Origin of the sequence: Pedobacter sp. HMWF019 (assembly GCF_003061025.1) — a bacterium.
GTDB lineage: Bacteria > Bacteroidota > Bacteroidia > Sphingobacteriales > Sphingobacteriaceae > Pedobacter.
Genome location: NZ_QAIL01000495.1, coordinates 1 through 9,678 on the forward strand (window position 1 = coordinate 1; position 9,678 = coordinate 9,678).

6 protein-coding genes are annotated in these 9,678 nt (G+C 41.7%); all 6 read left to right on the forward strand.

Translation table 11 applies throughout. The annotated features are described in order from the left end of the window. Nucleotides 1–119: 119 nt before the first annotated feature. On the forward strand, nucleotides 120–1,481 hold the full coding sequence (locus DBR11_RS30590) for a SusC/RagA family TonB-linked outer membrane protein (protein ID WP_146186664.1): 1,362 nt from the start codon (nucleotides 120–122) through the stop codon (nucleotides 1,479–1,481). A 38-nt stretch (nucleotides 1,482–1,519) separates the two neighbouring features. Next, the gene (locus tag DBR11_RS30595; protein WP_255564388.1) at nucleotides 1,520–3,211 is read left to right on the forward strand and encodes a SusC/RagA family TonB-linked outer membrane protein; all 1,692 of its coding nucleotides are present in this window, start codon (nucleotides 1,520–1,522) and stop codon (nucleotides 3,209–3,211) included. A 12-nt stretch (nucleotides 3,212–3,223) separates the two neighbouring features. Next, on the forward strand, nucleotides 3,224–4,732 hold the full coding sequence (locus DBR11_RS25655; protein WP_108555425.1) for a RagB/SusD family nutrient uptake outer membrane protein: 1,509 nt from the start codon (nucleotides 3,224–3,226) through the stop codon (nucleotides 4,730–4,732). A 183-nt stretch (nucleotides 4,733–4,915) separates the two neighbouring features. Then, nucleotides 4,916–7,864 carry a glycosyl hydrolase gene (locus DBR11_RS25660; RefSeq protein WP_233260915.1) on the forward strand — a complete coding sequence of 983 codons (2,949 nt, stop codon included), beginning with the start codon at nucleotides 4,916–4,918 and terminating at the stop codon, nucleotides 7,862–7,864. A gap of 2 nt (nucleotides 7,865–7,866) precedes the next feature. Continuing rightward, on the forward strand, nucleotides 7,867–9,300 hold the full coding sequence (locus DBR11_RS25665; protein WP_108555427.1) for an arabinose isomerase: 1,434 nt from the start codon (nucleotides 7,867–7,869) through the stop codon (nucleotides 9,298–9,300). A 117-nt stretch (nucleotides 9,301–9,417) separates the two neighbouring features. After that, a partial coding sequence (locus DBR11_RS25670; protein ID WP_304594371.1) for an RNA polymerase sigma factor occupies nucleotides 9,418–9,678 on the forward strand: 261 nt, incomplete at its 3' end.

Here is a 9,678-nt window from a genome sequence, read left to right on the forward strand (position 1 = left end):
ATGTAAATGAATCAAAAACTTTAGTTTTTTTATCAAAACCTCTATTTAAACCGCCTCGCTATTCGGATACTTTTGAATTAACCAAATATTTATCTGAATCTATTAACCAAATAGTAATTATGAAAAGGAGAATTTTACTCAGTATGGCCGGTAAATACCTTCCAGCTATAGCCTTTGCGCTATTGTTCTGTTTACCGGTATTCGCGCAAACGCCATCTCTCATTAAAGGGACATTAACAGATTCTGTCAGCGCCCAACCGATACCTGGAGTGTCGGTTAAGATAGCCGGTTCCAATGCCGGAACTCTGACTGATCAACAAGGATATTTTTCGATCACGGCGAATAAGGGGGCTACACTGGTGTTCAGGTATATTGGCTACAATGAAAAGCATGTCATTGTGGGCGATAACACGACAATCAATATTAAACTTTCTGAATCAGCGCAAGGCTTAAAAGAAGTGGTGGTATTGGCTTACGGATCACAACGTAAAGGTGATATTACTTCTGCGGTGTCTTCAATAGATTTGTCAAAATCCCAGGGAATTCCGGCAGCTAATATTGGAAGGCTTTTACAGGGACAGGCACCTGGTGTGGTTGTAAAACAAACTACAGGCCAGCCTGGACAGGAATTACAGGTCGAAATCCGGGGAAACAGCTCCTTGGGGGCAAATAGTGATCCATTATATGTAGTGGATGGCTTTCCAGTAGGGACCAGTGTCGGAACAGCACTAAATGCAAACGATATTGAAAGCATCAGTATTTTAAAAGATGCCGCCTCCACTTCCGTATACGGTTCGAGAGGGGCTAATGGGGTTGTTTTGATTACCACAAAAAATGGGAAAAAAGATGGATCTACATTAATTGTAACCACCAACAATGGTTTTGCCAATGTTCCAGATTCCCGCAGGGTTAAAGTATTAGACGGCCGGGAGTTTGCGCAATTTCAGAAAGATGTTTTTTCAAACAAGATCAGGTACTTTCAGAATAAGGAACCTTCACTGGCTGAAATACCAGCAGATTTCCGCTATCCGGAGCAAACAATGGTTTCTACGGACTGGTATAAAGAGATCTTGCACCAGAACGCAGCACTTAGTGATTATAACATTTCCTTGACTCATGGTTCTGAGAAAGCCAGCTCTTATATATCTACGGGGTACCTTGATCAACAAGGATCCTTAATCAATACAGGATTTAATAGGGTTACCGCCAGAGCGAATCTGGACGGCCGGCCAAATAAATATATTGACCTGGGCTTGCATCTTTCAGGAGCCTATTCCTGGGCAAAAAATGCGGATGCCATTGCTGGGGGATTTGGAAGCAATGTTGTAGATCAGGCCCTGCTTATGGATCCACGTGAGCCTGTTTATAATGCTGATGGTTCTTATAACAATTACATTGGCGGGCATGATAATATTTTTGGATTTCCAAATCCAGTACAGCGGTTAAATGAGGAGCAGCACCGGGAGTATAAGGTAGCCTAACAGCAAATGCCTATATCAATATTAAGCCTTTCAAAGATGTGTCCTTCAAAACCAATCTGAATGGTGTATTGAACAATAACAGAAACCATGATTTTACACCATCTAATATTGCCGGATTCAATAATGCGCCCCCCAGAGACGCAAGTGGCGGGGAGTATTTTTATAATTATCTGAATTATGGAATGGATAACCTATTAACTTATTCACCTGTTTTAGGAGACCATAAATTAGAAGTAACAGTTGGGCATATTTTTCAGAAGAATACGGTAAACACAGGGAATGCGACAGGTACGAAATTCCCAGATGATCTGGTCGATTATGTTTCGGCTGCTAATCAAAGAGATGGCAGTTCCGGAATGGCTGCTTATACGGTGGAAAGCTTTTTGTCGAGGGTCAACTATTCTTACAAAGGAAAGTATCTTTTTACTGCCGCTTTTAACAGAGAGGCCAGTTCCCGTTTTGGAAGCAATAACCGTTGGGGAAGCTTTCCATCGGCATCTGTGGGCTGGCGTTTGTCGCAGGAAAGCTTTTTTCCGAAGTTCAACTGGCTTGACGATGCGAAACTGAGAGCGAGTTATGGGATTACGGGTAATAATAACATAGGGAATTATACCTCACAAGCTAATATCAACACGAGCAATTATGTGATCGGCAATACTGTTGTTCCCGGAGCAACTGTGGGTTCTTTTCCAAATACCTATTTGGGCTGGGAGCAGTCAAAGCAGATCGATATCGGTTTGGATCTAAGCCTTCTCAAAAGTAAAATTAGTTTTACAGCGGAGTTTTACAGAAAGCTAACCACGAATATGTTGCTGAGTGTAGAGATTCCGGCAGTTTCCGGTTTCAATAACCTGATCACGAACATCGGTAAACTGCAAAACAAAGGGCTGGAACTGGGCGTAAACTACAGGGATAAATTTAACGAGGTCAGTGTTAACACGGGCTTTAACATCTCCTTCAACAGGAATAAGGTCTTGGCTATTGATGGAGACAGGAACGCACTTTTAAGCGGGGCCATGTATGATGGTTATAATATTTCGGAAGTTGGAAAGCCTATTGGAATGTTTTACGGCTTCAAAGTTTTAGGCATATATCAAAATCAGGCGCAGATTAATGCCACCCCACACAATCCGAATAATATCCCCGGTACCTATCAGTACTTTGATGGAAATGGTGATGGTGTGATCTCTTATGATACCCAGGACATGGTGGTGATCGGTAATCCGAATCCTAAGTTTACCTGGGGCTGGAATTGGAATTTAGGGTATAAACACTTTGATTTAAGCATGTTGTTAAACGGTTCTTATGGCGGTCAGATTTATTGGGCTGTTGAGATGAATCTGGCTAATATTGATGGTGTATTTAATGTGATTAGTGATGTGCAGAACCGCTGGAAGTCTGAACAGAATCCCGGAGCGGGCAAATGGCCAGGATCAAATACCTATTATTTTACAAGAGAATCAAATTCGCAGTATGTGTATAGTGGGAATTATATATGGATCAAGAACATCACTCTTGGTTATACCATTCCACGTGTGAAAAACCTGTTTGATGCTAAAGTTTTCATCAGCGTTGATAATGCCTTTTTATTTACCAAATATCCGGGCAATAACCCAGAAGTGAACGCGGCCAGGGCAAACAATGGCAATGATGTGATTAGTCCTGGAAGGGATGGAGAAGCGTATCCTGTTCCAAGAACAATTTCAATTGGTGCCAGAATTAACTTTTAATGAGCAAATGACATGAAAAATCTATATAAATTATCTTTTTTCTTCTGTTTTCTGGCAATTACTCCTTGCAAGAAATCTTTCCTGGATCTGTCTGATCCAACAAAAAAATCAGCAGAGAAGTTCTATCAGAATGAAGAGCAGATCAATCAGACAGTAAGCGGTGCTTACAGCTCGCTTCAGGACCATGTAAACAGTCAGTATATTTTTGCTGAAATATCTTCAGACAACACAACGATACAACTTGATCCCTCTGACCGGGGGCAAACGGACCGGGTGGAAGCATTCGAATTTTGGAATGTTACAGCCACCAACGTCAATATAGCAGACTTGTACAATCAACCTTACAATGCATTATACAATATCAATTATGCGCTTTCAAAAATAGAAGGGGTAACCGGTATTGCTGCCCAAAAGAAAGCCCAGTACCAAGGGGAGCTGGAATTTATGAGGGCTTACTATTACTTTAATCTGGTACGTTACTTTGGACCGGTTGTTTTAGTGACCGAGCCTTTTGTGAATGCTTCAGATGCCTTCAAAACTGAGCGAAGCCCGGAAACTGCAGTATATGATCAGATCATTAAAGATCTGACGGATGCAGTTACAAAACTTCCTAAAAAAAGTGATTATTCTGGTGCCGACGTTGGCCGGGCTTCTAGAGGCTCTGCTTTAGGTTTACTTGGTAAGGTTTATTTGACCATGAAGGATTATGCAAAAGCAAAAAGTACCCTGGAACAAGTGTTGACATTGGGCTATTCTCTTATTGGGCAATATAGTGCGGTTTTTGATACCAATAATAAGAACAATAGCGAATCTCTATTTGAAGTGCAATATCAAGGCGGCAACAACTTAGGAGAATGGAGTAGCTTTATCTATACGTTTGCACCAAGAGGCTCAGAAGGTGCAGTAACGGGATTTCCTACAAGCCGTCCTCAAGGCTGGAATATTCCTACAAGGAGCATTATCGAAGAATTTGAAGAAAAAGATGTGCGCAAAGCAGTATCTCTGAAAGAAGGTTATACCAGTTCTGGTGGTACGTTTGTCCAGATTCCTTTTGTAAATAAATACAATCATCCACATACCATTGCCGGAAGAACAGATGACAACTGGCCTGTATTGAGGTACTCGGATGTTTTGCTTATGCTGGCTGAGATAAACAATGAGCTGACAGGGCCTAATGATGCTTATCAATATATTAACCAGGTTAGGGTAAGGGCTGGACTGGTTGCGCTTGCGGGTCTTACTCAGGAAACGTTTCGTGCAGCAATAAGGCATGAACGCCGCGTTGAACTTGCCTTTGAGAATGATCGATGGTTTGATTTAAAACGCTCCATGACTAATGCACAGATGACCACTTTGTTAAATGCACATGGACAAGCCGAAAAAGCACATCCATCTGTAGACAGGAGCGGTGTCCCTTTTGCACCAAGCGATTATAAATTTGATGGCTATGAAGCACTCTACCCAATTCCCGACAGGCAGATCTTTCTTGATCGTAATTTGAAACAAAATCCAGGATATTAAGATGAAAAGAATACTTATGTCAAAAAGTATATTTAAAATATCAAATTGTTATCTATCTCCTTATTCAAATTAAAATAGCTTTGAAAGACGTCCTGTTCATGCAATTCTCATCTCTCCATTATGTCTAAATTTCTAATCAGCTTTCTTTGTATCTTTTGTAGCATTATCAGTGTTGAAGCACAGATGAAAAATCTAAAAGCCGGATTTGTTCAACCTGCCGATCAGTATAAACCGGGAGTTTACTGGTATTTTATGGATGGTAATATGTCGGCAGAAACGATCACAAAAGATCTTGAGTCCATGAAAAAAGCAGGGATAGGCAACCTGATTTTTCTGGAAGTAAATGTTGGTGTTCCAAGAGGTACAGTCGAATTTTTGAGTAATACCTGGACCTCACTTTTTGTTCATGCTGAAAAGGAGGCGCGCCGCTTGGGTATAGAAATTACTTTGGGTATCGGACCTGGATGGACAGGTAGCGGTGGGCCTTGGGTAAAACCAGAAGAATCTATGCAACACCTGGTTTGCAGTCGGGTTATTGTATCTGCTGATACACATGACAAGATTGTTCTACCCGTTCCATTGCCTAAAAAACCTTTTTTTGGAGAAGGGAGTTTAAGTGCTGAAGTCAAAAAAGAATGGACGAATTACTATAAAGATGTAGCGGTACTGGCTTTCCCTTTTACAGATCAAAAAACATTGATAGAAGATGATGAAGAAAAGGCTCTTTACTACCGCGCACCTTATAGCTCTGGTACTGTAAAGCCTTATCTATCCTCTCCTTCGAATGCTCCGGGCCAAAAGAATGAAGCTATACAAAAGAGTCGTGTGCTTGATCTTACAGGTAAAATGCAGCCAGACGGCACACTCAATTGGTCACCGCCATCGGGTAAATGGACCATTATGCGCTTTGGCAGCAGGAACAATGGCGCCATTACTCGTCCTGCGCCGGTTCCTGGTTTAGGTTTTGAGGCAGACAAGTTTGATACCACTGCCTTAAATCATCATCTGAATACTTATGTAGGAAAGCTATTAGATAAGATAGGCAAAATACAAAAAAATGAACAAGGCGGATTAAAACGCTTGCATATGGACAGCTGGGAAATGGGAGCGCAAAATTGGACCGGGAACTTTAGAAAAGAGTTTCTGAAAAGAAGAGGGTATGATCCGCTAAAATATTATCCAGTCTATTCCGGCTATACGGTTGGAAGTCTGGGAGAGAGTGAAAGGTTTTTGTGGGATTTGCGCCAAACTGCCCAGGAATTGGTTTTAGAAAACCACGCGCAGCATGTTAAACGTTATGCCAAAGGTCATCAGTTGTCGCTATCTATTGAGCCCTATGACATGAATCCTACTGCTGATCTTGAACTTGGCGCAGTTGCCGATGTTCCAATGGCTGAATTTTGGAGTAAGGGTTTTGGTTTCAATTCTACCTATAGTGTCATTGAAGCCACCTCTATTGCACATGTTATGGGGAAATCCCTTGTTCCTGCGGAAGCCTTTACTGCGCAGGATGACGAGGGATGGAAGCAACATCCGGGATCTATGAAGAATCAGGGTGACTGGGCATTTGCGGCAGGAATCAATCGCTTTGTTTATCATACCTTCCAGAACCAATTTCTCCCGGATTCACTGAAGCCAGGAGCTACTATGGGTCCCTATGGTGTACATTGGGATCGTAGTCAAACCTGGTGGCCGATGGTGGAGGCTTACCATACCTATGTGAGCCGCTGCCAATATCTTTTACAGCAGGGACGTACTGTTGCAGATGTACTGTATCTTACACCAGAAGGTTCACCACTCGTTTTCGTTCCACCGGCATCAGCCATTGCAGGCGATGTGATTGGTGACCGGAAGGGGTACAACTTCGATGGTTGTTCGCCAGGACAGTTAATGAAAGCTTCGGTCAGAAATCATCAAGTTGTTTTTCCAGGTGGCGCGGCTTACCGACTATTGGTTTTACCTGCCTATGAATCTATGACACCAGAATTACTGGCTAAAATTGCTGAACTGATTAAACAAGGCGCGACTGTGGTCGGCAGTCCGCCATCGAGATCCCCAAGTCTGGTAGATTATCCAAACTGCGACAGGAAAGTAGCCTCTTTAAGTAAGTCTATATGGGGCTCTGCCAATAAACCCGCTAAGGAAACTTATCGCAGTCACGGCAAAGGCCAGATTATATGGGGTGGTAGCTTAAGTTTTAAATTTGACCGTCTGTACCCTTTTTATGAAGAAACAGCTAGGATTCTGAAATCAAAAAAACTGGATGAGGACTTTCATGCCGATGGACCTGTGCGCTATACACATCGAACCGATGACAACAAGGATCTTTATTTTATTTCAAATACCAGCGATAAACCAATTAAAATACGTGCCTGGTTTCGCAGTATAAAAGGGGCTCCTGAATTATGGAATGCGGTGAGCGGAAAGATCAGTGCTTTACATGAATTTCAGACTGATCAAAGTAGAACGCTTGTTCCTTTACAGTTGGATGCTTATGAAAGCTGTTTCATTTTGTTTTCCAAAGAGAATCAATGGCTGCCCTCCGCGAAAAGTAACGAAATAACGCTGAGCAGCTTAATGACCTTAAATGGATTCTGGGACGTTCGCTTTGACCCAAAATGGGGAGGGCCTGCGCATACTGTATTTGATACCTTATCAGACTGGACTAAAAATAGTAATGAAGGGGTTAAGTATTATTCAGGTATTGCGTCTTACCATAAGGTTTTCGACTTGAAATCTGTAAATCAGGTTAAAGGTTCGGCAGCCTTGCATCTTGATTTAGGACAGGTTAAAAATATGGCCAGAGTAATTTTAAACGGAAAGGACCTGGGTGTGTTGTGGACTGCACCATGGAGAATGGATATTTCCAGTGCCGTCAAGGAAAAAAATAATGAACTCATTATCGAGGTGGCCAATCTTTGGCCAAACCGTTTAATCGGAGATGAGAAAAAACCGTATGATGGTGTAGTCAATGGCCAGTGGCCAGAATGGCTTTTAAAGAACCAGCCCAGAACAAGCGGAAGGTACACCTTCACCAGTTCACAACCTTATAAAGCAGATTCCCCTTTGTTTGAATCTGGTTTAATAGGGCCGGTGAGCATTGTTCAGGAAGTAATTAAAGAAATAAAGTAAATATGTATACAAAAATAAAGGTGAAAGTTGGTCTGTTTGGTATAGGCCTGGAGGCTTACTGGAGGCAATTTTCAGGGTTGAAGGAAAGGTTAACCGATTATGTCAATGTCGTTTCAAAACATATGGAGATGTTTGATGCCGAGATAGTTAATCTTGGTTTAATTGATACTCCTGAAAAAGCCTTTACATCGGGAGCGGAATTTAAACGTGAAGATATTGATATCCTATTCTTGTATGTTTCAACCTATGCTTTGTCTTCTACTGTGCTTCCGGTGGTTAAAAAAGCAAATGTACCTGTTATTGTATTGAACCTTTCACCAGAGGCAAGCATCGATTATGAGCATTTTAACAGCCTGGCAGACCGGACAACAATGACTGGTGAATGGCTGGCACATTGTTCTTCCTGTGCTGTCCCGGAAATAGCTAACGTTTTAAAGCGGAGTAAAATTCCATTTTTTCAAGTCACGGGTATGTTGAATGATGACCCTTATGTTTGGAAAGAGGTAGAGGAGTGGATAGACGCGGCTAGGGTTGCCAGGGTCATGTACCATAATCGTTTGGGGATTATGGGAAATTATTACGGCGGAATGATGGATATTTATACAGATCTTACTCTACAGTGTGCTACTTTTGGTGGCCATATGGAGGTGATTGAGGTAGATGAGTTATCTGGTTTAAGGGCCTTGGTTACGAGTAAGGAGATTGAGGCTAAACTTTTGGAGATAGAGCACGAATTTGATGTTCAAAGTGATTGTACTCCAGAGGAATTAACCCGGGCGGCGCAAACTGCTGTAGCGCTGGATAAACTGGTGGAGAAGTATAAGCTGGGCGCTCTTGCGTATTATCATAAAGGTATCGGTAATGAGGCCAATGAAAATACCACTACTTCGGTTATTCTAGGTAATTCGCTGTTGACAGGCCAGCATATTCCTGTTGCAGGTGAATATGAGATTAAGAACGTACAGGCCATGAAAATTCTGGACAGTTTTGATGCCGGAGGGTCATTTACAGAATATTACGCAATGGATTATGTGGATGATGTGGTATTAATGGGGCATGACGGGCCCTGCCATCCACGTATTGCGGAAGGAAAAATAAAGGTCAAACCACTTCAGGTTTACCATGGAAAGGTTGGGAATGGCTTATCGGTTGAAATGTCTGTAAGTCATGGCCCAGTAACGTTACTCTCTGTTGTGGAAACTGGTTTGGGTACATTAAAATTTCTGGTTGCTGAAGGTGAGTCTGTTCCGGGTAATATCCTGGAAATAGGCAATACCAATAGCCGATATAGATTTACTCCAGGTGCCAGAAAGTTCGTCGAGGCCTGGAACGAGCAGGGACCTGCCCATCACTGTGCTATTGGTACAGGTCATCTTGCTTCGAAAATCAAAAAACTTGGGGAAATATTAAAAATCGATACCATACAAATCTGTTAATAGCTGCTTGCTGGGTTTTATTTTTAAGTTAATTATTATTAAAATATTATATAGATTTGGATAAACCAATAATAGACTTATTTCTGCCTCCACGGCTGAATTAAAACCACGTAAATAATGAGCACATACAATTCACTAAATGATCTTGAATTGTTGGACTTAATGAAGTCCGGTAACCAAGATGCATTTTCTGAAATCTATGATCGTTATTTTGGAGCACTTTATTTGCATGCTTTTAACAGGCTAAGAGATAAGGACGAAGCAAAGGACTTGGTTCAGGAGCTTTTTTCGTATCTCTGGTCGAAACGTAGTATTCTGGAACCAAAAAGCAATTTCTCCAATTATCTTTACACTTGGGTTAGAAACAGGATTCTAAAT

Coding starts and splice junctions, on each gene's coding strand:
- DBR11_RS30590 (WP_146186664.1), top strand. CDS start 120: ATGAAAAGGAGAATTTTACTCAGTATGGCCGGTAAATACCTTCCAGCT.
- DBR11_RS25655 (WP_108555425.1), top strand. CDS start 3,224: ATGAAAAATCTATATAAATTATCTTTTTTCTTCTGTTTTCTGGCAATT.
- DBR11_RS25660 (WP_233260915.1), top strand. CDS start 4,916: ATGAAAAATCTAAAAGCCGGATTTGTTCAACCTGCCGATCAGTATAAA.
- DBR11_RS25665 (WP_108555427.1), top strand. CDS start 7,867: ATGTATACAAAAATAAAGGTGAAAGTTGGTCTGTTTGGTATAGGCCTG.